Raw genomic sequence first — 25,473 nt, 5'->3', positions numbered from 1 at the left:
TAAGTAATCTCGTTCTTCTTCTATACTGGAAAATGTAGAACGTGGACGTCCTTTTAAAGGGCTGGTTGCCCCTTTTCGTGTATCGAATGGCTCTCCATTCCGATATTTCTTTACCCATACTTTAAGCTGGGTACAGTTCGCAATCCCCAACCTGTCGGAGACAATCTTGTAGCTCTCACCTCCTGTAAAATAGGCTTGAATAGCCTCTGTCTTGAATTCCTCTGTGTACGATTGAAATACTTGTCCCTTTTTGGCCATACAAAAATCCCCTCCAAGTTCACTCATTTCCTCATGTTAACACATGAGGTTTTTTACGAGTGTCTACTTGAAGGGGATAATACCAAGTCGCCGGTTAGGGAGGTTCTTACATAATTTTAGTAGCGTTCTATCATTTAAGCTATTCCTTTAACTCCAGCAAAAAATCTCTTAGCCCTTCACGCCAAGGCCGGATGTCTTCGAACCTGTTCGTCCGGATGGACAGGTGCTCCATCACAGAATAACGCGGGCGCGGCGCCGGGCGCGGGAACTGCTCCGTCCCGCAAGGCTCAAGCCTTGCTGTGAACTTAAGCCCGAGAATATCTTCAGCTTCTGCGAAAATCGCCTGTGTGAATTCATACCATGTACAAGCGTCAGAGTTAGAAGCGTGGTACACGCCATAGTTCTCTGTCTGAATCAGCTCCAGCAGGAACCGGGCCAAGTCCACTGTGTAGGTCGGGGAGCCCTTTTGGTCATTGACCACCTGCAGTAGCGGTTTCTCCTGGCCGAGCTTCAGCATGGTTTTGACAAAGTTATTGCCGTATTTGCCGTATACCCAGGAGGTGCGGACAATGAAGAACTTCGACGACAGGGATTGAACCAGTATCTCCCCGGCCCGCTTGGACTTGCCGTAAATACTCTGCGGATCGGTATTATCGTACTCATGATACGGCTTGGTGCCCATCCCGTCAAAAACATAATCCGTACTGATGTACACCAGCTTCGCACCAGCCCGTTCTGCGGCAAGCGCCACATTCCGGCTCCCGGTGGCATTGATCAGATAGGCTGCATCAACATCAGTCTCTGCCGCATCTACCGCTGTGTGGGCAGCGCAGTGGATTACCGCATCGGGGCCAAAGCCGCCGATGATTTCCTTACACTGCTCCAGATTCGTAATATCCATCTCCTGGCGGTCGCAGCCGAGCACCTCATGTCCCTGCTTCTGGAGAAGCAGCACAAGGTCCTGGCCCAGTTGTCCTGCGGATCCGGTAACCAGCACTTTCATCGTAGACATTACAGAGAATCCCCCAGACGGCTGCCGTACTGAAGCGCGGCATATTTCTGGTATTCCCCGGACTGGATGCGGGTCCACCATTCTTTATTATTGAGGTACCACTGGATCGTTTCCTTAATTCCGGTCTCGAACGTATGCTTCGGCTTCCAGCCGAGCTCATTAGTAATCTTAGTTGGATCAATTCCATATCTGCGGTCATGTCCCGGACGGTCCTGAACATAAGTAATCAGGGACTCCGGCTTGCCCAGCTCCTCCAGAATCGTCTTCACAATATGCATATTAGTCCGCTCATTGTTACCGCCGATGTTGTAGACTTCACCAATAACACCATTATGAATGACCAGGTCAATTGCACTGCAATGGTCTTCCACATACAGCCAGTCACGGATATTGAGCCCATCGCCGTAAATCGGCAGTGCGCCATCATTCAGCGCACGGGAAACCATCAGCGGAATCAGCTTCTCCGGGAACTGGTATGGGCCATAGTTGTTCGAGCAGCGGGTAATGTTAACCGGCAATCCGAAGGTCTCATGATAAGCACGCACCAGCAGGTCCCCGCCGGCTTTACTTGCCGAATACGGGCTATTCGGAGTCAGCGGCGTTTCTTCGGTGAACAGCCCCGTAGCGCCCAGTGTTCCGTACACCTCATCCGTGGATATCTGGACAAACTTGGTTACGCTGTATTTTTTGGCTGCATCCAACAGCACCTGTGTACCCAATACATTCGTCTTCACAAAAACATCCGGCTCCAGAATACTCCGGTCCACATGCGACTCCGCCGCAAAATTGACCACTACATCCACACCCTGGCCAATCAGCGCATCCATTGCCGCAACATCCGTAATGTCTGCTTTAACAAACGTGTAGTTCGGGTTTCCTTCAACTGATTTCAAATTTTCAAGGTTTCCTGCGTACGTCAGCGCGTCCACATTCATGATTTTGTAATCCGGGTGCTGCTGCAGCATGTATATTACAAAGTTGCTGCCGATAAAGCCGGCTCCGCCGGTGACTAGGAGTTTCATTCGTTAGACCACCTTTAAATTATAAAAATTGGGTTACATTAATCAAAGTTCAGCTCAGCGTCCTTAAGTAACGGATGTCTCTTGTCCTTGTCAGACAGCACCGGACGTGCAACGGGCCAGTCTATGCCGAGCGACGGATCATTCCATAATATGCCGCGGTCATTCTCGGGGGAATAGTATTCGTCCACTTTATACAGGACTTGGGTGCTCGGAACAAGAGTACAGAATCCATGGGCAAAGCCCTTGGGCACCAGAAGCTGACGCTTGTTATATTCACTCAGAATGACACCAACCCACTGACCAAAGGTAGGCGAGCTGCGGCGGACATCGACGATTACATCATAAATAACACCGGAAAGGACACGAATGAGCTTGGTTTGAGCCTTCGGGTTCAACTGATAATGCAAACCCCTGAGTACTCCAACCTCCGCTGATAGCGATTGATTGTCCTGGATAAACTGAAAGTTTACCCCGGCCTTTTGCATGACCTCTTCATTGTAGCTCTCCATAAAAAAACCCCGGTTGTCGCCATGGACCACCGGTTCGAGAATAGCAGCACCTTGCAAATGTAAGGATGTAACCTTCATCAGATAAGTCCCCCATACCTATAATTTCAATTTACCGAACTCTTCACCAAATGTAATTTCCTGCGCCAATCCATTAGCTCTCGCAAGAGAAGCATGTGTACCTGCATCGGTCCACCAACCCTGTAACACATCGAAAGTTAATTCTCCACGATTAATATAAGCATTATTAACATCTGTGATTTCCAATTCACCACGGGCAGAAGGAATTATTGTTTTGATGATCTTAAACACTTCGTTATCAAACATATAAATTCCTGTAACTGCATAACTTGATTTAGGATTGGCTGGCTTCTCTTCAATAGATATAATACGTCCATCGTGCAATTCGGGAACTCCGAAGCGGGATGGATCATTAACTTGTTGGATCAGAATTTTCGCCCCATTTTTTTGTTCGCGAAAGTTATTAACAAAGTCTGAGATATCATCCTCAAATACATTATCTCCAAGAATAACAATCATTCGATCCTGGCCTACAAATTGTTCTGCCAGATCAAGCGCTTGAGCAATCCCGCCCGCTTCATCCTGTACTTTATAAGTAAATGTCACACCCATCTCTCGCCCACTTCCAAGCAAGTTAACAACATCACCCATATGCTCTTTTCCTGTAACAATAAGAATGTCTTTCACATCTGCTTGCTTTAATTTGTAAACTGAATGAAAAATCATAGGGTATTTTCCTACGGGGAGAAGATGCTTGTTAGTTACTTTGGTTAACGGGTAAAGGCGTGAGCCTGTACCACCGGCTAAGATTATTCCTTTCACCTAAATCCCTCCTATTTAATTTTATTTGTTATATTATATTCAAAAAATCAAAGGATAACCGCTACTCCAAAACGCGAAGAATAACCCCTGAATCAATAACATAAAATAAAGAAGAAGATATTTTGCATGTTCGTTCTTGAAGGCACTCATTATTAAAAAGTAGATAGGGAAAATTACTATACTATATCTTATCATGCTGGTAACAGAAGTTGATAAGGGTATGTACAGAGAATATACAATAAACAACAAATAAGGAACTTGTATTTTTTTTATGTTTAGCAACAAAAAAACTATTATTCCAATAATATAGAAAACTAAAATTAAATCTAAATATCTACCATTCATAATGGTATTGTAAATAACACTGATGGGTTGAGAACTTATTCGTCCCCATGTATTCTGTACATTCTTGAACATTAAAAAGTCGCCAGTAATATGATAGAGATATCCTCCCCATGCCACAAATCCCGCCGGAATCATTAAGAGATATATTACATTATACTTAATTTCGAAAAGTTTAAACTTTACATTCACCAGGTATTGGAGAAGTAAGGGCACTATTATAAAGACGCCAAGATTCCTTGTTAACGCAAGAAAAAAACCTGAAAGACCAACAATAAACCACTTGTTTTTTTTCGCGTAATAAAAACAGATCAGTACTAATGAAAAGTATAATGCTTCCGTTAGGACGCAGGAAAATAAAAAATTCGCAGGAAATGCTACAAACCATAAAAAAACCTGAAATGACTGCTTTTCATCATAATATAACCGACTAATTTTATAGAGATAAATGCTTGAAATTACAAAGAAAACATTAGAAATTATAATTCCTGCAACATTGTAATCTTTTAAATTAAACAAAACTACAAGAAATCTAATAAGCATAGGATATAAGGGGAAGAATGCGTAATTAGCTTGATTCCCAAAGTAAGGATTATATCCATAATCAGTGGCGTAACCTTTCTCAGCAATATTATCATACCAACCAGCATCCCACTGGGCCCAAATACCTATCATGTTATTAATAAGAGAGTCATCAGGATGCAATAAATATCTCGATGTAAAACCGACAAAAAAAAGAATAGCACGTGAAAACAAGAGCACTAAAATTATTTTATAATATATTGTCAGCTTAGATTCCAGTACTCGATTTTTTATTTCAATTATCATCCTTAATCTCCCTAAACCTGATGTAGTTAAAGTTCACACTTTTCTTGTCCATATTCTCTTCATTCACAAGTGACTTTAATGAGTTATATTGAAATGTAATGTAATTTGACTCTCCAATATATTCTGGAGGAACTTGTAAAATATATGTTTCATAATTCTCAAAATTGGATATTCTAGCTTCACCCACTAGTTGATTGTTTACCAAGACTTCCATCACTTGTTCACCGCTTTCTACTGGAAATGCTTTCACACTTATTAATACTTCGTATGCTTTACCAGAAGACAGCGGTATAAATATGGTGGATTTATCTTCATTTGACCATCGCCCTTCCTCTATCGCCCCAAAACCTGATTTAATATATGAGGAATATGTTTCATCATTAAAATCCAGTTCATATAATGGAAGTAGATAATCTTCTTTGGTTTTTGAATAATTTTGAACTATAAACAACACAATGAAAAATGAAAGAATATAAATGAAAACAATTGTATAGAATCGAATCTTTTTTTTCACTTATTAATCTCCTTAATTTTTTTAAACTGATTGGGGTCTTTGAATCTCTTATTCAATCGATAAGTTTGTAATAAATATCCCTAATTCCCGTTGATCTTCATTCAACTTAATTTCAGATGGAACAAAGGATTTGCTTAATTTAAATTCTATTTCAGACATACTTGAGGAGGGAATTGAAAGTTCGAGATTAAAATCGCCCGGATAGAGGGTTTTACTAACTATTTCTTTATTATTTAAGAAAACGCTCAATACAATTTCATCATATACGGTTGGAACATTCCCCTTTATAGCCATACTTTTTTTTGAATCGTCACTGAATACAAAAGTTGCATTCTTAGCCATCCATCTGCCCGCATCTTCAGTTGCATACCAGCCATCCACAAAACCTTCCCCATCTATGCCTACGATTTCTTTATGTTGTTTAAAGATACTTAGGTCATATTTCTTCATAGTATTAATACCGTCTCTAACAAGAGGTTCAGGATACTGAAATTTAGCCAATTCTTCCGATGTGGCGGAGTCAACATTATGAGCAATTCTTTGTAAATCTAAAAAATATGCTTGTCTGTAAGGCGAAATTCTTACTTCCTCTATATTTGTCAAAACTTGCCCTACTCCTATAAATACAATGCATAGCATTGGTATAAGTGTATTAAATTTTAAAAATTGTATTTTCTCAGTTCGAAGTATATACATCGCTATAATCCATATAACCCCGATTAAACCATATTGGGTTTCTGTAACGTACCTTGATGCCATACCATATGAGGTTCCATAATCAAACCTACCAACTAATATCATGCCATAGAAAAGTACAGAATAGAAAATAAATAATAGCGGTATAAAGGTTCTCTCATAAAATTTATTTTTTACATATAGATAAACAGCGAAAACATACACCAATAACAATAGAATTCCTATTGTAACCGATATACCCTCAGTTAAATAATGATCTGAAAAACTAACACCAAACACACTTGCTGAAAAAGACAGCATTAAATATTTCATAGCCGAAGGCCAATGTTCAAATATATAGATGATCTTATCAAAATTCGATTCCCTATTAACAACCATATTATTTTGATAGATATTAAAATAATAAATAAAAAGAAAAACTGCAGAAATAATTAAAACAGAGGTGTAAATCAAAATGTCCTTTTTAGTAAATCTCCACTTATCGACAGCTGCCTTGAAAATTAAAATCAATACAACCCCCCCAACCATTGCTAGAGAGTATCCAGCTCCGAACACTAAAATCGAAAGTCCAAGCCAAATAAACAAAAATATCAATAATTTTATTACTTTATCTTTTTTTAGTAAAAGATCGTCGACAGTGGTGAAGAGAGGAACAAAGAAACACATCTTAAGTAAGATATACATCCCCAGACTAAAGACCATATTTTCCCATTGATTCAAACTAAATATTATTAACAATATTAAAACGGAAATTGAGTAAAATAGAACTTTTTGATGTATAGGTTCTTTTTTTACATAACGCTTAAATCTTACATAAATTAAAACTGCAGTAATTGCGAGAGATAAGGCTCCTAAATAGAATTCAAAGTAAGAATTATATTTAAAAATTATTGCGTTTAACAAGAAAATTATATTATAGCCAAACAACCGATGTTCCAAGTGCCCTCTCCATAAGTCATATATTGTTAGTGTGCCTGAAAAGTATTTATCAAGTATGTACATTAAATCAAACTGATCTTGAAACATAATATTTGCTGTAGAATTGTTAATGTAGATTATATAAAATATCGTAAAAACAAAAATCCCCATTATTATAAAAGTGTTTTTCTTGAAAAAACTAATTAGTTTTGATTTCATTAATCTTATGCTCCCTTTAATATTCTTTTTTTTACAAGGCTTGAGAATAACTGTTTTCTTTGATAGAATTCGATGTTAGTATTAAAATAGTAATTTTGAGTCTTTAAGGAGAGGTGCAGTTTGGCTAGTGATAAACAACCCGTTCTTACAATGGTAGTCCCATGTTATAACGAACAAGAAGTATTGCCTGAGACTATAAAGCGTCTTACTTTAGTATTAAACGACTTAATCCGTAAGGATCTGATTTGCAAACAAAGCAGAATTTTATTTGTAGATGACGGAAGCAGAGATGCGACCTGGCAGTTAATTGAGGATCACAACAAAACCAATAATTTTGTAACTGGTTTAAAACTGTCTAAAAATGCAGGTCATCAAAATGCATTATTGGCAGGTCTGATGAAGGCGAAAATGATTTCTGATTGTGTAATCTCTATTGATGCAGATCTTCAGGACGATTTAAATGTTATTAAAGAGTTTATTTCACAGTATAAAGATGGATATGATATCGTTTACGGGGTGAGAAAAAGCAGGACAACCGATACTTTTTTCAAACGTTTCAGTGCCCAGGGATTCTATAAGTTACTAAATACAATGGGCGTTAATGTTATCTATAATCATGCTGACTATAGACTAATGAGTAAAAGAGTATTAGATCACTTGTCAGAATTTAAAGAAACTAATTTATTTTTACGTGGTTTAATTCCCTTAGTAGGATTTAAATCTACAGAAGTATATTATGATAGAAATGAGCGATTTGCGGGAGAATCTAAATACCCTTTAAAGAAGATGCTAGCCTTTGCTTTTGATGGAATCACTTCATTCAGTGTAACCCCTATTCGATTAATTAGTGGCATTGGCTTACTTATGTTTGCATCAAGCCTACTTATTGGCATTTATGTTATTATGAATAAGTTACTTGGATACACAGTTACAGGCTGGTCTTCATTAATGATATCCATTTGGTTTATTGGCGGTATTCATTTAGTTGCTCTAGGTCTAATCGGTGAATATGTCGGAAAAATATACAAGGAAGTCAAAGGAAGGCCGAAATATATTATTGAAACTGATCTTCAACACACACAACAAAATCAGACAGTAAAGCAATTAATCCATTCCTAACCACTAATTGTATTCGGATCTAGAAACGCCCAAATAATACATAGGGCAGATTCTAGATCCTTATTTTTTATAACGTTTAACCTTATATCCTATCTAACCACATCATTTTCATTAATGTATTCTCCTACCTGCACTTCGATCAGATATAGATCTATCAGGCCGGGGTTTTCAACATAATGTTCATCGCCAACTCTAATATAGGTAGATTCATTTGTCCTCAATAGTGAGCTAATCCCATTTACGGTCACTAATGCGGTTCCTTTTATTACAACCCAGTGCTCGTTCCGATGATAGTGCTTTTGCATTTGAATTTTTTTACCTGGTTTAATTATCACTTTTTTTATTTTATAATTTAAGGACTGATCTAGTACCGTATGGTTTCCCCAAGGTCTATATGCCATTACATGATGATCAACTAACTCTGAGTTTTGAGTCTTCAACTGTTCAACCACTGCCTTGACCTTTTGAGAAGATCCATGCTTCGATATCAATAGCGCATCTACAGTATCCACTATTACTAAATCATCCACATCTATAGTAGCAATTAAACGATCCTCTCCAATAATCAAATTGCGATGTGAATCGATCCCAATATGATTATCAACTATTGAACATTGATCAACATCTTTTGGAAGCTCGTTATATAAAGCCTCAAAACTACCCAAATCCGACCATTCAAAAGTTGATGAGATCATTTTTACCGCTTTACTCTTTTCCATGACAGCATAATCAATACTATCAGACGGAATTCCCATCATATTTTCATGATTAATTCTTATCACTTCATTTTTAACTTTAGCATTATTAAAGGCCTTAACTGAACTTTCGTAAATTTCAGGCGCACATCTTTCTAATTCCTCTAAAAAAGTGCCTGCTTTAAAAAGAAACATGCCGCTATTCCAAAAATAGTTCGGACTATTAACGTATTGTTCCGCTAATAAAAGGGTAGGTTTTTCTTTAAAAGAAATAACGTTTGCCCCATTTGCCTCTATATAACCATATCCAGTCTCTGGATATTTAGGAACTATTCCAAAGGTAACCAAATAATTTAATTCTGCTAATTCTTTTGCTAGTTCAATACTCTTTGTATATTCAACTATATTTTGTATTGTGTGATCTGAAGGAGTAACTAACACAAGCTCATCTTTATGAACTGCAAGGCATGCTAACGCAATAGCAGGTGCTGTATTTCTTCCTGTCGGTTCTAATATGAAAGTATTAGCTGTCACTCCAATTTCCTCTAAGTGATCTAATGCTAAAAAATATTGTGCTTCGTTTGAAACCACTAGAGTTTGATCACAAATCAAACGATTTCGTGAAACAGTCATTTGAAACAAGGATTGATTAGAGATTAATTTATTAAATTGCTTAGGATAAAGGGTCCTAGAAAGTGGCCAGAGTCTGGTACCGTTCCCCCCACATAAAACAATATTTATCATTCGGTATTCTCCTGATTAATTATATCGTAAGATATGATTTTTTTTGCTGTATTAATTGAAAAATACTGCTCGACATATCCTTTACATGCATGAGAGTATTTAGTCCACTCATCCTTAGTTTCATATAGATGCATTATAGATCCGGCAAATTCTGAAGCTTCATCTTGGATCAACATTACAGTATCCGCATCTTCTAGCCCCTCAGCCCCAATTGATGTAGTAATGACTGGAACCTGATAGTACAAAGCTTCAACAACCTTGCCTTTGACTCCAGCACCATACCGCAAAGGTACTACTACAAGCCTGGATACATTATAATAATTCTCCAGTTCTGCATCTGTCACAAAGCCTGTCACAATAATGTCTTCTGTAGCCTTTGCTTTTAAATCTTCAGGAGGGTTTGATCCAACAATGTACAGCTTAATATCCGGATCCTGCTCCTTAATAATCGGAAACACCTCATTTAAGAACCAGATCACTCCATCATAGTTAGGGGTATGATTAAACCCTCCGACAAACAAGAGATCCTTTCTTTCATTAAAGCCGTTAATCGTAGCCCGTTCCCCATAGGAATCCCCGTAAGGGAACAAAGGAATGTTTCTAACAGGCTTATCCGGAAATTCTTTCTGTAAAATCCCCTGTTCATATGAGCCTACTACGTGAATTACATCAGCATCGTTTATTAATCCAAACTCAATTTTTTTCCAGTCTTCTGAAGACTTTAATAAGCTCGGATTTTTAGTCAGCTCATAATTTCTCATTTCACGCAGATAATGCAAATCATGCCCGAAGTATACAATCTTAGCCCGGGTTAATTTTTTGAATTCACTCATATATTTTACTGAGATGTGCGGACGATTCAAATAAACATAGTCAATATAAGAACCATTAGCCTTAATCCATTTAGTGATATTTTTGGCATAGTAGTCACCGTAGAGCACTTCAACCCCCAAAGATTGCAATTCAGAAGTGTAAGGCTCATGTTTGAAGTAGTTATCCCCGATAAAAATAACGTGATAGCCTAATGATACGAAAAGCTTCAAGTAGAAATAGGTACAACGTCCACCTGCATCTTTATCATAATGTGGAACATAATGATCAACTACAACAATTGTTTTTCGTCTCCCGCTCCGATCTCTCGCCCAAAAAACATGTTCAGCATTGGAATAATGTTCTTTACTCAGAACAGAGTTCCATTTTTCCAGGAATTTTTCTTTATTCTTAACTTGATAGCTCTTAATACCGCTATTCGTATCAGTTCCGTGAGAAATCCCTTCAAAATGCACAACTACGGATTTAGGCTGCAGTAATACTTTGTAACCCCGGTTCCGGATTTCAAATGCCAGATCAGAATCTTCAAAGTAGGCAGGTACATACCTTTCATCAAACCCTCCTAATTCTTCCCAAATCGAGGTTCTGATCAGTATGGCGGCACCTGATATATAATCCACCTCTTTAACATAGTTATATTCGGGCTTTTCCGGATCATCTAAGCGGCCATAATTCCATCCGCTTGCATCGTTCCATATGATCCCACCGGCTTCTTGTAATCTTCCATCCGGATAAACCAGTTTTGAGCCAACCATGCCAATATTCTCATTAGAATCTGCAAGTTTTACTAAAGAGCTTAACCACTCCGGTTGAACACTAGTATCATTATTCAGGAAAAATATAAACTTCCCGCGTGCATGCTTCGCAGCATTATTGCAATTGAGCAGAAAACCTCTATTCACACCATCTCTGACCACTGTTACATTTTCCACATAGTCCGCAATATTAACAGTCTCATCCGTAGACATATCATCAGCTATAATAACTTCATAGGAAACATCCGCAGTATTCTTCAAAATAGAGGCAAGACAGGAATAGGTGTAGTTCCATTGATTGTATACAGGAATAATGATTGATACCTGAGGGTTCTCATAGTCAGTAAACAGCAGTTTTCCATATTCTTCAGCAGTATACAACTGAACTTGCAGATCCTTCTCCTCTACAGTATTATGCCGCTCTACAAAAGTGTTTAGCCGCCCTTCCAGACGGTTGGCATCTTCAGTTTCAAGATAATATTTAAATTTTTTCAGATTACCTTTATTCAGTTTAGAAAACATTAGTCTTGGGTGCCTTAACGTTTTAACAGCCAGTTTCCCAATAACTCTCCTTTTGCTGTCCATAGGAATAAGTGAATCCCTGAACTTGTAGTAGCTGCGTAAAACTTTCCATCCGGTGGAAGAGTGTATATTTTTAAGCTCACGATCTTTTTGCAATAAAAGTTCGATATGTCCTCTTTTGTTATTAAGTTCAATTTTCACAGCTTCAAGGTCATTAGTAAGCTTTTGGATTTCCGCTGTATGCTTTGCAATCTCCGCTGTACGCTTTGTAATTTCTGCTGTGCGTTCTGTAATTTCAGTTGTTGCTTCCTGCAACTTTTCCTCCAACACTTCCAATTGATTACCTTTTGCAAGCAACTGGGCACCCAACTCATTAATTCTGGAACTGGAATTATCACGAAGAATGTCTATTTCTTGATCCAGATTTACGATATGTTGATTCCGCTCCTCTACTTCATCCTGTAACGATAACACTCTGGATAACACATCATTATATTTACCAGTAAACACCCCCACTGAGGCTATGGGTGCTGCATTTTCTGCAACATCCGAACAAAAGGCGATCATATATTTCTGATAAACTTCACTATCGGACAAATCATTTATTCCTACATAAAGCTCTCCAGTCGCATTCTCGGAATCGATTACACTGGCTACTTCAAACCGCTGTGAAGCAATATTCACCGTTTTATAAAAGTGTTGGAGCAATTCGATAAACTCATCTTTATACAGCTCTTTAACATGGAAGGGATTAATATACTGGGGCAAATCCGAATAAAATCGTTTATTAGGCGTAGAGATAACTAAAGTACCGCCGCTGGTTAGCACTCTTTTTACTTCGGACAAAAAATCGAATTGCATTTTTTCATTTACATGTTCAAGGGTTTCAAAAGAAACCACAACATCAAAAGAATTATCCTCAAAAGGTAGTTGATCAATACTGCCTAAAGAAAAATTCAAATTCCCCTTGTCATATTTCAACTGGGCACTCTTTATAGTTTCCGGGCTTATATCTATGCCTTCAACTGAAGCAGCCACTTTGGAGAGCCAATAGGCCCCATACCCTTCTCCGCAGGCTGCATCCAAAACCCGCTTGCCCTTCACAAAATCCTGCAAAATTTTATATCGCTGAAAATGCTCTATTTCTAATTCCTTATCCGTTACCCCCGGAATAAAGCGTTCACCTGTAAAATCCAATTCAATCGCCGCCCTCTACTTTAAAGATGAAAATATAACATCACTTAAATGAACTATACCACTTAACTCTTCATAGCCAAGAGGAAGAACCTGAAGCACCAGTGCATCATGAACCCAGCTATGCTGACGGTGGTCTTCTTGAGTACCGGAAGCAATAGCAGGAGAAATCGTATACTGTCCGTGATTCAGATTTGGAAAACGAAAGTCAAAACTGAACACATTATTTTTATTAGGATGAAGTGTTGCCAGGTCACTCCCTAGCACATAGCTGTTGGTCTGGCTAATGATCGTTCCTAAACGATCCTTTATAGAAAAGCCGACAATCGGGTCCTCTAATTTTTGCAGCACATCAATCTTCAATAGAAGTCTCAATTCCTGATTACCTTCAACCACACTCGTCTTTTCTCCGGTAATCGAATCAAGCAGGGATATGCCGGTAATCATCGCCTTATCATCACCCATAACATCCAACTCATCATTTAAAGAATCGATCTCATCTTCAATTCCAGGAACAACACTTCCTGCAGCTTCAACCTGCTCTTTGAAATTGATTTTTTTGAAATCCGCGCCAATCATAAAGGCCTGATATTTTTTAGAAATCATTTTCGGATCTCCGTCTTCAAGTAAAATCCCTTCATTAATCCACAGAACACGGTCACAATATTTATTAATCACAGATAAATCATGAGTGACAAATAAGACTGTTTTTGTCTTTTTCAGCTCATCTATTTTACGATAACATTTTTGCTGAAATCTTAAATCTCCTACACTTAATGCCTCATCAATGATCAGGATATCCGGTTCAACATTTATGGCCACGGCAAAGGCAAGCCGAACAAACATCCCGCTTGAGTAAGATTTAACAGGTTGATGTATAAACTCACCAATATCAGCAAAAGCAAGAATGCCGTCTACCTTCTCACTCATCTCAGAGTGGGAATACCCCATTATTGTACCGTTTAAATAGATGTTCTCCATACCTGTGAGATCAGGATTAAATCCTGCTCCCAATTCCAACAAAGCAGATATTTTTCCCGTTACATCTATGGCACCGGAAGTCGGAGTAAGAACACCTGTTAAGATCTTCAACAATGTAGACTTTCCCGATCCGTTTTTCCCGATTATACCCAAACATTCGCCTGTTTTCACATTAAATGAGATCCGGTTCAGCGCTTTAAAATCTTTATGATATTTCTTTTTGGATAAGCTAAGCGTTTCTTTAAGCCGGTCCGTTTGTTTGTTATAAAGTTTATATATTTTAGTGAGGTCTTTCACCTCAATAGCATTCATTTGTCCCATATTAATCTCCCTTACATTACGTCTGCAAAATGCGGCTTTAACTTTCGATAAAGGAAATACCCTGTAACCAGCAATATAAGCGTTACTGTCCAAAAATAAACGGTAAGCTTCATATCCTGCCAGAACCACTGGCGGTAAATAAACATCCTTCTATAACCATCCGTAATGTAATACATTGGATTTATTTTCAATAAAAATCTAAAGCGTTCAGGTATCGTATTTATTGAGTAAAATATCGGCGTTAACCAAAAACCGAATTGTACAAACATAATGACTATTTGAGCCGTATCTTTAAAGAACAGCACTACTGAGCTCGTGATCCATGAAATCCCCAAAACAAGAAGAATGCTCGCAAATAAATAATAAAAGATTTGCAAGTAATACAAGGAGAATCCATAGTCATATATAAAAAACATTGCAAACAGAAATACTATAAAGAATAGATGCACGAAAAGTGCCGAATAAATTTTTATAACTGGCAGAATTTCCAATTTAAATACTACTTTTTTAACCAGAAAATTATTTTCAAGCACGGAATTTGTGGAAGTTTGAACTGCGTCTGCAAAAAAATTCCACGGAATAATAGCGCAGGCCAACCACAGAATAAAAGGAGCATCATCTATGGGTGTATTTCTGAAACCCACTTGAAAAACAAACCAAAACAATAATAATGAAATTAAGGGCTGAATAAAGGCCCATATTACTCCTAGATAGGAGCCTAAATATCTTTTTTTAAAGTCACTCTTTGATAATTCAAAAATAAGCTTATTTGTCTTCTTTAACTTTTCTACCATGATTTCCCTCTTGTTCATTTCGTATTTAGTAGTAATGGAAGTTCGCAGTATGCTAAAATATTGTCGTACCTACAGGAAAAGGAGATTAAAACGTGTCGAAACCAGTATACGGTAAAAATGCAGCTCAGTCGAGAAATGTTGAAAAGATATCCAGCCCGGTGTGGGCATTGGCTGTAGCTTTAATTTTGTTCTTGATCTGGACCCCGTTCCAGGTTGGCTTGTTTAACGGACAGCAGTTGGACTTTGAAAAGCCGATATACATAGCTTCTCTGCTTAGCAGTTTGCTGCTGCTGCTCTGGATGGGCTTGTATTTTACAAAGTTCAAGCTTGAGGAGCAGCGTGACTTAATCGCAGTTGCGGCTTTACTGCTTCCTATAACGTATGCGTTGTCGCTCTTTGGCGCAGCTTCGCATTATATGGCGATGAATCTGCTGCTTATACAGAGCATGTACATCGCAATATTCATTATAGCGTTATATTTACTCAAGCAAAAGCAACTAAATGTTGTCATACAGAATGCGGTTCTTGCCATTTCCTATTTTATTGTAATGTTTGGACTGATTAACTGGCTGGGCGGCGCGAAATTTGCCGGAGGCTTGGTTGGATGGTTCTCGAATACGGTGCGCGGCGGAAAATATTTGGATGCCGTAATGACTGACTCCAATGGTCTGCGTCTGACCTCCATTTTCCAATATGCGAATACTTATGCGGCTTTTCTGATGGCTTTTCTGTTTGTCGCTGTGTTCGCCCTTATCCGCTCTAAAAAGTGGTACGGGACACTGACTCACGGTTTTATGCTTGTACCGATCATTGTTTCCCTGCTGCTGACTTTGTCCCGCGGCGGACTTGTTATGCTGCCGGTTGTATTCATCCTGCTGCTGATCCTGCTCAAACCGGCCCAGCAGATCCTCTGGATTATTCACCTGGCCATTGCAGGTATTGCTGCACTGGCGGTAACCAACCCGCTGACTACTCTGGGAACGGAGCTGAATACGGCTTTCACTTCCGGGGCTGCCCTCGAAGGCTGGGCTTACCTGATTGTTGCATCACTCGTAGTGGCGGGACTCGGATGGGTTATACAACGTTATGTAGCACCTTGGCTGGAGCACAAGCTCGGCGCTTGGGGTTCGCGTAAAGGAACCGGTCTCTGGCTTCCGCTAGGCTCACTCGTTCTCGTGGGTATTGTAGCTTTCCTGTTAATAGGGACAAGCGTACGCAGCATTCTGCCTGCGAACATCGAAACCCGGCTGGAGAACATTAACTTTAAGCAGCACAGCGTGCTGGAACGGTTCACTTTTTATAAGGATGCTCTGAAGGTTGTTAAAGACTATCCCATCATTGGAGCCGGCGGCGGCGGCTGGGCATCCCTGTATGAGCAGTATCAGAATAACCCTTACACCAGCCGTCAGGCGCATAACTTCTTCCTGCAGTATCTGATTGAGGTCGGGATTATCGGTTTCATCGTGTTTATAGGTTTTATCGGCTATGTGTTCTACAAATATATCCGCGGCTATCTGAAGCGTGACAAGGATGACTTTGCCAATGGTTACTTCTTCTACATCATTGCATTGTCCATTCTGGTCCACAGCTTACTTGATTTCAACTTAAGCTATGCTTTCATGGGCATTCTGGTCTTCCTGAGTCTGGCCGGTATGGGGGCTGCAATGGATAGTAAAGCACTGCGCGGGAACTGGAACAAGTCCGGTCTCCGGATTGGTTATCTGGCGGCAGTTGCTGCTGGGACTGTCCTTCTTCTCTTCCTTTCCATTAATTATTTGAGTTCCAGCACTTCAGCAATGAATGCTAAGAATCTCGTCGGTGTCAGCCAGTCCTATGAAGAAATCAAAGCACCGCTGGTAAAGGCACTGGACAAACGTCCATACCATCCTGAATCGGTACTTTACCTCTCCTCTATGGATCAGCAGGTCTTTAACCAGACGAAGGATACCCAGTATCTGGATGAAGCTTATAACCTTGTAACCCGCGCGCTGAAAGATGAGCCTTATAACAAGGATATCCTGAAGCAGCTTGCCAGCATTTACGATCTGAAAGGGCAAGGCGATCTTGCCTTTGCTGTATACGAGGATAATGCTTATAAGTTCTACTGGGATATTGACTGGTATGATGCTATTATTAGCCGTTCCTTCTCCTTGGGCTACACAGCTTATGAGCAGAAGGATGATGCCAAGAAGCAAGAATATATTACTGCCGGTCTCGCAGCTTATAAGCATGTGGTTGATGGAGTAGAACATTTAAAGACACTGCCGCCTGAACAGCTTCAGGGGCGTCCTTTCTCCGTTACACCTAGCATCGCACTGAATGCAGGAAAGCTGCAGCTGATGTCCGGAGATGATGAGCTTGCAGCTGCAACTCTCAAATCAGGTCTTAGCGAAGATTACGCAGACACTACTAACCGCGAAATTGCCCGCTGGTACCTGGCTGTACTGAAGCGCAGCGGCGGACAAGATCAGGCTATTTATGACTTGTTGATTGCTGCTGATGCAGCGGAAGCAGCTGCAATTGATTCGATTGCTGCCATGCAGTTCTAATTACGGATACACACAAAAAAGGGACAAGGCTGTTAATACGCCTGTCCCTTTTTTGTGTAACCTGTGCTTATAAATAATTGTATTATTCCTTTACAGCTTAGCCGCCTTCGCCGCCTCACTATCAATAATCTCTTTGAGATAGTTCAGCAAACCGTCCTTAAGCTCCTCATGCTGCAGCGCATAATGAATGGTCGTCTGGATAAAGCCCATCTTCTCGCCGACGTCATGACGTCTGCCTTCAAAGTCATAGGCAATAATCCGCTCTACATCACTCAAGCGTGCAATCGCATCTGTAAGCTGGATTTCGCCGCCTACTCCTACCTGCTGTTCGCCCAGCATATCAAAAATTCGCGGAGTCAGGATATAACGGCCCAGAATGGCCAGATTGGATGGAGCGTCCTCACGCTTAGGCTTTTCAACCAGCCGGTTGGCTTTATAGACACGGTCTGCCAGTTGAGTACCGTCTACGAGACCGTAGCGGGATACCTCTTCCCAAGGTACAGGTTGGACTCCTACAATAGAGGATTTGTATTCTTCGTAGACTTCAATCATCTGCTTCAGGCAGGGTTTGTCTGCTTCAACGATATCGTCACCGAGCAACACGGCAAACGGCTCGTTGCCGATGAACTTGCGGGCGCACCAGATGGCGTGTCCGAGGCCGCGCGGCTCTTTTTGACGGATGTAATGGATGTCAGCCATCTCTGAAGACTTGCGTACAGACTCCAGCAGCTCCCACTTCTGCTTCTCCGCCAGGTTAAACTCCAGCTCAAATGAATTGTCGAAATGATCTTCAATTGCCCGCTTGCCCTTACCCGTTACAATGATGATATCCTCAATCCCGGAAGCAACGGCTTCTTCGACAATATATTGAATCGTCGGCTTGTCTACAATCGGCAGCATTTCTTTGGGCATTGCTTTGGTTGCAGGCAAGAAGCGGGTACCCAGACCAGCCGCGGGAATAATCGCTTTACGGATTTTCATGACATAGCTCCTTCTGTTCAGTTCTTTAGCGCCGCTACAGTTCTCGTGAAACTTGGCATAATAAATTTCATTATAGCAGTTCAGGAAGGTTTTTGGCAGTTATATTGTTATATGTTAGGAATTAAGGCGGTTTATACAAAAAGAACCAGGAGGCGCTCAAGCTATGACATAACTGCCCTTTAGCGGTCCTGGTTCTATATAATATTTAGACTTACTTAGCGTTAACCAGCTGTCCGCGTGTTACACCAAGCTGATTAGTCGCCTTAAGGCTCTTCCAGACCTGGGTACCGGAGATTTCACCACGCAGGGCACGGGTGTAAAGGCTGATGACCTCTGCCACCTGCTCCGGCGTTTCTTCCAGGAACTCCACCCGGAAGGAGGATACGCCCAGGTCACGGAAATTATTCAGATATTCTGCACCGGACTGCTCCACTGCATTATATACCGTGTTGCGGCAGCCTTCGTCCACACGGACAGGATGGGACATGCCGATCCGGTCCTGCAGAGAAGCGCGCTGCTCTTCGCAAGGGCGGCCGCAGTTCGTGTAGTTGGTGCCTTCACTCATAAAGGTACAGTATACACAGTGCTCGGTGTGGAACATCGGCAGATGCTGATGAATGACGACCTCCATACGCGAGGTATCACTGCGTCCAAGCAGGTCGACCATCTGCTGAATGTTCAGGTCATAGGAAGGTGTTACTGTATCCAGACCGGCTTCGAGGAACAGGTCAACCGCTTTGTGGTTGGCGATATTCAGCGAGAAGTCACCGATCAGGCGCGGATGCTTAGCATCCGGGTGCTCCATCCGGTGCTTGAGATAGTAGTACAACGCGCCTGTATTGCGTACCAGCACGGCATCCGGCTGCAGGCGTAGAATATTGGCGTGGTAGCCGTTCTCGCCCGGCATATGGATGCGCGGCGTGGCCAGCGCGATGCTGGCTCCCGCAGCCCGTACAGCGTCTACCGCTGCCGGGAACTGCTTGATGAACTCGAAGTCGGCGTAAATGTTCGTTACGCCGGCTTCGAGCGCAGCCTGCACCTGCGGCAGGCTGCGGCACAGCGCGGTTAGCTCCGCTTCACCGCGCACCCCGGCGTCGCCCCTGCGGGCAGCGTCGCCGTAAACCTCTACCGCCCGTTTCACGTAGACGGGCGGCTTCGGGCGCTCGCCGGCAAGCAGCTCCACCGCCTGGCGGCGGATGCTGTTGAGCTCGCGCATAGGCACGATCACGTCGCCTTCCAGGTGCGACTCAAGCGCCTCAAGCTGGAACACGGTCCCGCCAAGGCGGCCGAATTGTTCTTCCAGCAGGGCGGTATCCATCGGGCGCTTCTGCGCGGCTTCCAGCAGCAGCTCCGAATTCACTTGGACCGTAACGTTCTTCTGAACGTCGGTCCACCAGGTGGCCAGCGGCTCGCCTGCGCGGCCCTCGACCTTCACATGTACCGGGAAGACGCGGTACGGCTTCTCGGTTTCATAGGACTGGCGCAGCGACTTGTCGAGCGCCGGATCATTCGTCTTCCAGATGCGGTCACCGACATGCAGTCTGCGCAGATCCACATCGTTACGGCCGGGCACGATGTCAACGATCCAGCCTTCCCCGGCTTCGCCTTCCAGCTTCACGCCTTTGCGGCGCAGGTCATAGACGCGTCCGCCTTCTTCCTTCTTGGTCGGATCACCGGCGTCAAATACAATCCCGTCTCCGCGTTTGAGCGGAGCATGAATGCGGCAGACAACGCCATCGCGCAGAATCTGCTCGACTGTTCCCATGTACACACCGCGGCTTTTTGGAAAAGTCCCATCCACCAGCTTCTTGTTGTTTGTGCCTTCCAGGAAGCCATGTGTAAAACCGCGGGAAAAGCTCTGCTGCAGCTCACGCATATCCTCCTTGGAAGTCGGCGACCAGCTGCCTTCAAAATACCGGTCAATCGCCTTGCGGTATTTACTCACCACATTGGCCACGTATTCCGGGCTTTTGAGCCGTCCCTCAATTTTGAACGAGGTTACACCGGCCTCAATCAGCTCAGGCATCAGGTCAATCGCCGCCAGATCCTTAGGAGACAGCAGATAGGTCACATCACCCATCGGTTGAACAACGCCATCCACCATCAGATCATACGGAAGCCGGCAGGCCTGGGCGCATTCACCACGGTTCGCAGACCGTCCGCCCCACATTTCCGAGGTCAGGCATTGACCGGAGTAAGAAACGCAGAGAGCACCATGCACAAACACTTCCATCGGCAGGCGGGCCTGATCCCCGATGGTCTTGATCTGCTTCAGGTTATTTTCACGCCCGAGAACCACACGTTCCATACCCCAAGGCTTGGTGAACTCCACCGCTTCCGGTGAAGTAATCGTCATTTGTGTCGAGCCGTGAATCGGGAAGTCCGGAGAAATCTCGCGAATCATCCGCACCAGCCCCAAATCCTGCACAATCACTGCGTCCACGCCTGCGTCGATACAAGCGTCGATCAGTTCCTTGGCATCCGCCAGCTCGTTTTCAAACACCAGTATATTAAACGTCAAAAAGCCCTTCACTCCATAGCTATGAAGAAATGCCATAATCTCCGGCAGCTCGTCCATGCGGAAGTTGTTGGCTCTCGCCCGTGCATTAAACTTCTCTACGCCAAAAAAGACCGCATCCGCACCGTTCGCCACTGCTGCACGCATACAATCCCAGTCACCGGCCGGAGCCAGCAGCTCCACGTCTTCTCTGCGTATTCCTTGCTCGTTCATTTATATCCTCCCAAACCGCTGTTTTGCGGGTCATTTCCAAACCTTTAACTTATTAATTGTATCAAATATCACATCTGTACGCCATCCGTTTGCCAACATTTATCTTGGAAGAATCAGAGCTGATTCATGTCAAATATATTAAAAAGACACCTTTATCCACGCTGGCAGCGTTAAAAGGAGTCTTAGGCTTGTGCACATTATGAAGTTTGAACAAACATCATCGAGTCTCGTACCCTCTAAGCTCAGCTCAGCCAGTTCATAATCATCGCATAATCCGAAACGGCAAACACGAGCAGGCTGACTACACCAAAAGCGATTGCAAATTTATTTTTCTGGGGAGCGCGGAGCAGACGGATGACACCGATAAAAATCAGAATGGTAAAGGCAATCATAAAGAGATCAAAGGTATGAAATTTAGACGGTTCTTGCACAGCAGCTTCTGCCAGCAGCATGGCATTACCTCCTCAAAAGGGTTGACAAGCAGGTTCATCTAATCCATATCTACCCTTATGTTATCGCTACCAATTGCCCGGCGCAATAGAAAATCGCTAAAAAAGCTGCAATTGTTGTAAAAAATTATTATTCGGCGCTCTTATCTAGTGATAAATGTGATTTTCTTAATTGAACGCCGCAAACGGATACCCGTCTGCAGCGTTCTGTGTTACAGCCTATCTTATCTCGAATGTACAACGTATTTCATCTGCAAAAGAAAACCGCTGCTCCGCTCTATACCGTCGTCTCAGACTCCTGAAGCTGTAATGCCTCTGTCCGCTCGGTATCACGGATCAGGATCGGCTTCAGGTATCTGCCGGTATAGGACTCCTCGACAGTAATCAGCTTCTCCGGTGTGCCTGTTGCCAGTACCGTTCCGCCGCCGCTGCCGCCTTCCGGCCCCATATCAATGATATAGTCTGCCGTCTTGATGACGTCGAGGTTATGCTCGATGACCAGCACGGATTCGCCGGAATCCACCAGGCGGTGTAATACCTCCAGCAAGCGGCCGATATCGTCCACGTGCAGCCCGGTTGTCGGCTCATCCAGAATGTAGAGCGTCTTGCCTGTGCTGCGGCGGTACAGCTCGGAAGCCAGCTTCACACGCTGTGCCTCACCGCCGGACAGGGTTGTCCCAGGCTGGCCGATGTTGATATAACCGAGTCCGACATCCAGCAGGGTCTGCATTTTACGGTGGATTTTCGGAATGTTTTTGAAGAATTCCGTTGCATCCTCTACGGTCATCTCCAATACGTCGGCAATGCTCTTGCCTTTATATTTGACCTCCAGCGTTTCCCGGTTGTACCGTTTGCCTTTGCATACTTCGCAAGGCACGTAGACATCCGGCAGGAAGTGCATTTCAATCTTAATAATCCCGTCCCCGCGGCAGGCCTCACAGCGGCCGCCCTTGACGTTGAAGCTGAAGCGTCCCTTCTGGAAGCCGCGCACCTTAGCTTCGTTGGTCTTCGAGAACAGGTCGCGGATATCATCGAATACGCCGGTATAAGTAGCCGGGTTGGATCTCGGAGTGCGCCCGATCGGCGACTGGTCGATCTCGATAACCTTATCCAGATTCTCCAGGCCGCGGATTTCCTTATGCAGACCCGGGCGTACCTTCACGGCTCTGTTCAGCTGGCGGGCAAGGCTCTTGTACAGAATCTCGTTCACCAGTGAGGACTTCCCGGAGCCGGAGACCCCGGTTACTGCGGTAAACACACCCAGCGGGATCTTCACATTAACATTCTTCAGATTATTCTCTTTAGCGCCGCGGATTTCGATCCAGCGGTCATCCGTAGCCCGCCGCTTGGAGGTTACCGGAATGAACTTGCGCCCGCTGAGATATTCGCCGGTGAGGGAATTCGGATCATTCATAATCTCCTGCGGCGTACCCTGGGCAATTACACTGCCGCCATGAATCCCCGCGCCGGGGCCGATGTCGATGATATAATCTGCAGCCATCATTGTATCCTCGTCATGCTCCACTACAATCAGTGTATTTCCGAGATCACGCATATGGGCCAAAGTGGAGATCAGCCGGTCATTATCCCGCTGATGCAGGCCGATGCTCGGCTCATCCAGAATGTACAGGACGCCCATCAGACTGGAGCCGATCTGGGTTGCCAGCCTGATCCGCTGCGCTTCCCCCCCGGAGAGTGAACCGGCTGCACGGCTGAGCGTCAGATAGTTCAGGCCGACATTAACCAGGAAGCCAAGCCGGCTGCTGATCTCCTTGAGGATCAGGTGGGCGATGGCTGTTTCTTTTTCATTCAGTACAAGGCTTCCGAAGAACTCCTGGCAGTCCCCGATGGACAGGTCTGTAACATCCGCCACATTCCGGTCGTTAATGGTTACTGCAAGGATTTCCTTCTTCAGGCGTTTACCTTTACATACATGACAAGGCTTGGCGCTCATGAAGCCTTCGATAAACTCGCGGATTCCTTCAGATGCAGTATCCCGGTAGCGCCGTTCCAGGTTCGGTATAATCCCCTCGAAGGCAACAAGCGCATCCTTCTTCTGGCCAAAATCATTTTCATACCGGAAGCGGATCTTCTCGCTGCCTGTGCCGTACAGCAGCTTGTTCATCTGCTCCGGCGTCAGCGTGCTAACCGGCACGTTCTGGGGAATCTTGAAATGCTCACAGACCGATTTCAGAAACTGCGGGTAGTAGTTGGAGGTGCTGCCTGTCCAGGCCAGAAAGGCACCGTCCTCCACTGACTTCTCCGGGTCAGGAATCAGCAGGTCCGGGTCTACTACCATGTTTACTCCAAGTCCGTCACATTCAGGGCAAGCCCCGAAAGGACTGTTGAAGGAGAACATCCGCGGAGCCAGCTCCTCGATGCTGAAGCCGCACACCGGGCAAGCAAAATTCGAGCTGAACAGCAGCTCCTCCTGGCCGATAATATCGACCAGAATCTGGCCGCCGGACAGCTTGAGCGCTGTTTCAAGGGAATCGGTCAGCCGGGTCTGCACATCGTCCTTGATGACGATACGGTCGACGACGACCTCGATGGTATGCTTTTTATTTTTTTCCAGCTCAATTTCTTCTGTAACCTCACGCAGCTCTCCATCCACCCGTACGCGGACAAAGCCCTGCTTGGAAATGTCGCTGAACAGTCCTTTATGCTCGCCTTTGCGGCCAGAAATAACCGGGGCTAGGATTTGCAGCCGGGTCTTCTCCGGATACTGCATAATCCGGTCCACCATCTGCTCAACGGTCTGCGAGGTAATCTCGATACCGTGATCCGGGCAATGCGGACGGCCGATCCGGGCAAACAGCAGGCGCAGGTAATCATAGATTTCGGTTACTGTTCCCACCGTCGAACGCGGGTTGCGGCTGGTTGTCTTCTGGTCAATTGAAATTGCCGGGGACAGGCCGTCGATGGAATCGACATCCGGCTTCTCCATCTGGCCGAGGAACTGGCGGGCATACGCGGAAAGAGACTCCACGTAACGCCGTTGTCCTTCGGCATAGATCGTATCGAACGCCAGCGATGATTTGCCGGAGCCGCTAAGTCCCGTCAGCACAACGAAGCGGTCCCGCGGGATCGTTACGTCGATGTTCTTGAGATTGTGCGCTCGCGCGCCTTTGATGATTATGTTTTCGTTCGCCAACGGTAAAACCTCCAATTTTAAATGCGGAAATATTTTGGGAAAACATTTTCGATCCCTCCCAAACCCTCCCTTGCCAAGGGAGGGCCCCAAGGGTTGCACCCTCTGGACACCCGCAAGGTTTGGCGAGGGAGTTGGGTTAGCCGGACTTAGTTACTGCGGTGCTGGGATCGCTTGTCCCTGCGGGACCGCTGGAACTTCGGCGCTCCGGGGGGCTGTTCCTTCCAAAATATAAAATGCGGAAATATTTTGGGAAAACATTTTCGATCCCTCCCAAACCCTCCCTTAGCCAAGGGAGGGCCCCAAGGGTTGCACCCTCTGGACACCCGCAAGGTTGGCAAGGGAGCCGGGTTAGCCGGACTTAGTTACTGCGGTGCTGGGATTGCTTGTCCCTGCGGGACCGCTTGAACTTTAGGCGCTCCGGGGGCTGTTCCTTCGGAATGCGCAAAGCACCTTAACTGCAGGGCTGTTCCTCCGGAATGCGCCAAGAGCTTCAAC

The 25,473-nt window shown here is 43.8% G+C and carries 18 protein-coding genes; 2 read left to right on the top strand and 16 right to left on the bottom strand.

Features of this window, described 5'->3' with window-relative positions; all coding sequences use genetic code 11:
• From BLR64_RS10060 to BLR64_RS10025, 8 genes are all read right to left on the bottom strand, one after another.
• Nucleotides 1-258, bottom strand: a 258-nt coding sequence (locus BLR64_RS10060) for a transposase (RefSeq protein WP_090713981.1), incomplete at its 3' end; no start/stop codon positions are given.
• Between the two features lie 139 nt (nucleotides 259-397).
• On the bottom strand, nucleotides 398-1,261 hold the full coding sequence (rfbD, locus tag BLR64_RS10055) for a dTDP-4-dehydrorhamnose reductase (protein ID WP_090713990.1): 864 nt from the start codon (nucleotides 1,259-1,261) through the stop codon (nucleotides 398-400).
• 8 nt (nucleotides 1,262-1,269) lie between these two features.
• Nucleotides 1,270-2,292 (bottom strand): dTDP-glucose 4,6-dehydratase, encoded by a 1,023-nt coding sequence (gene rfbB, locus BLR64_RS10050; protein WP_090713980.1) that lies wholly within the window; start codon nucleotides 2,290-2,292, stop codon nucleotides 1,270-1,272.
• Nucleotides 2,293-2,330: 38 nt separating this feature from the next.
• Nucleotides 2,331-2,879 carry a dTDP-4-dehydrorhamnose 3,5-epimerase gene (gene rfbC / locus BLR64_RS10045; RefSeq protein ID WP_090713979.1) on the bottom strand — a complete coding sequence of 183 codons (549 nt, stop codon included), beginning with the start codon at nucleotides 2,877-2,879 and terminating at the stop codon, nucleotides 2,331-2,333.
• An 18-nt stretch (nucleotides 2,880-2,897) separates the two neighbouring features.
• Nucleotides 2,898-3,641 (bottom strand): sugar phosphate nucleotidyltransferase, encoded by a 744-nt coding sequence (locus tag BLR64_RS10040; RefSeq protein WP_090713978.1) that lies wholly within the window; start codon nucleotides 3,639-3,641, stop codon nucleotides 2,898-2,900.
• Nucleotides 3,642-3,680: 39 nt separating this feature from the next.
• The gene (locus tag BLR64_RS10035) at nucleotides 3,681-4,811 is read right to left on the bottom strand and encodes a hypothetical protein (RefSeq protein ID WP_090713977.1); all 1,131 of its coding nucleotides are present in this window, start codon (nucleotides 4,809-4,811) and stop codon (nucleotides 3,681-3,683) included.
• The gene (locus tag BLR64_RS10030) at nucleotides 4,801-5,325 is read right to left on the bottom strand and encodes a hypothetical protein (RefSeq protein ID WP_090713976.1); all 525 of its coding nucleotides are present in this window, start codon (nucleotides 5,323-5,325) and stop codon (nucleotides 4,801-4,803) included. The genes BLR64_RS10035 and BLR64_RS10030 overlap by 11 nt, the downstream gene beginning before the upstream one ends.
• A 48-nt stretch (nucleotides 5,326-5,373) precedes the next feature.
• Entirely contained in the window at nucleotides 5,374-7,158 is a 1,785-nt protein-coding gene (locus BLR64_RS10025; RefSeq protein WP_090713975.1) for a hypothetical protein, read from the bottom strand.
• 150 nt (nucleotides 7,159-7,308) lie between these two features.
• On the opposite strand from BLR64_RS10025, the gene BLR64_RS10020 reads away from it, so the two are divergent.
• Complete coding sequence (locus BLR64_RS10020; RefSeq protein WP_090713989.1) at nucleotides 7,309-8,277, top strand: glycosyltransferase family 2 protein; 969 nt, start codon at nucleotides 7,309-7,311, stop codon at nucleotides 8,275-8,277.
• Nucleotides 8,278-8,366: 89 nt separating this feature from the next.
• Here BLR64_RS10020 and BLR64_RS10015 read toward each other — a convergent pair whose 3' ends face one another.
• From BLR64_RS10015 to BLR64_RS10000, 4 genes are read right to left on the bottom strand one after another with little or no spacing between them, the layout of a single operon-like run.
• A complete protein-coding gene (locus BLR64_RS10015; protein WP_090713974.1) occupies nucleotides 8,367-9,716 on the bottom strand; it encodes a mannose-1-phosphate guanylyltransferase/mannose-6-phosphate isomerase in 1,350 nt (449 codons plus the stop codon).
• Nucleotides 9,713-13,021, bottom strand: a complete 3,309-nt coding sequence (locus tag BLR64_RS10010; RefSeq protein WP_090713973.1) for a glycosyltransferase — start codon at nucleotides 13,019-13,021, stop codon at nucleotides 9,713-9,715. The genes BLR64_RS10015 and BLR64_RS10010 overlap by 4 nt, the downstream gene beginning before the upstream one ends.
• A 15-nt stretch (nucleotides 13,022-13,036) precedes the next feature.
• A complete protein-coding gene (locus BLR64_RS10005; protein WP_090713972.1) occupies nucleotides 13,037-14,320 on the bottom strand; it encodes an ABC transporter ATP-binding protein in 1,284 nt (427 codons plus the stop codon).
• Between the two features lie 11 nt (nucleotides 14,321-14,331).
• Nucleotides 14,332-15,114 (bottom strand): ABC transporter permease, encoded by a 783-nt coding sequence (locus BLR64_RS10000; RefSeq protein WP_208607160.1) that lies wholly within the window; start codon nucleotides 15,112-15,114, stop codon nucleotides 14,332-14,334.
• 92 nt (nucleotides 15,115-15,206) lie between these two features.
• Here BLR64_RS10000 and BLR64_RS09995 point away from each other — a divergent pair, with 92 nt between their 5' ends.
• Nucleotides 15,207-17,663, top strand: coding sequence for an O-antigen ligase family protein (locus tag BLR64_RS09995; RefSeq protein ID WP_090713970.1), 2,457 nt, complete (start codon nucleotides 15,207-15,209; stop codon nucleotides 17,661-17,663).
• A 90-nt stretch (nucleotides 17,664-17,753) separates the two neighbouring features.
• Here BLR64_RS09995 and galU read toward each other — a convergent pair whose 3' ends face one another.
• The 4 genes from galU to uvrA form a co-directional block, all read right to left on the bottom strand.
• A complete protein-coding gene (gene galU, locus BLR64_RS09990; protein ID WP_090713969.1) occupies nucleotides 17,754-18,644 on the bottom strand; it encodes a UTP--glucose-1-phosphate uridylyltransferase GalU in 891 nt (296 codons plus the stop codon).
• A 211-nt stretch (nucleotides 18,645-18,855) separates the two neighbouring features.
• On the bottom strand, nucleotides 18,856-21,375 hold the full coding sequence (locus tag BLR64_RS09985; protein WP_090713968.1) for a U32 family peptidase: 2,520 nt from the start codon (nucleotides 21,373-21,375) through the stop codon (nucleotides 18,856-18,858).
• Nucleotides 21,376-21,617: 242 nt separating this feature from the next.
• Complete coding sequence (locus BLR64_RS09980) at nucleotides 21,618-21,827, bottom strand: hypothetical protein (protein ID WP_090713967.1); 210 nt, start codon at nucleotides 21,825-21,827, stop codon at nucleotides 21,618-21,620.
• Nucleotides 21,828-22,101: 274 nt separating this feature from the next.
• Complete coding sequence (gene uvrA / locus BLR64_RS09975) at nucleotides 22,102-24,978, bottom strand: excinuclease ABC subunit UvrA (protein WP_090713966.1); 2,877 nt, start codon at nucleotides 24,976-24,978, stop codon at nucleotides 22,102-22,104.
• Between the last annotated feature and the right edge of the window lie 495 nt (nucleotides 24,979-25,473).

This window comes from Paenibacillus typhae (assembly GCF_900099765.1).
Lineage (GTDB): Bacteria > Bacillota > Bacilli > Paenibacillales > Paenibacillaceae > Paenibacillus_AQ > Paenibacillus_AQ typhae.
Note: the sequence above shows the minus strand (reverse complement) of the source record. Positions and strands in the feature narration are given on the sequence as shown.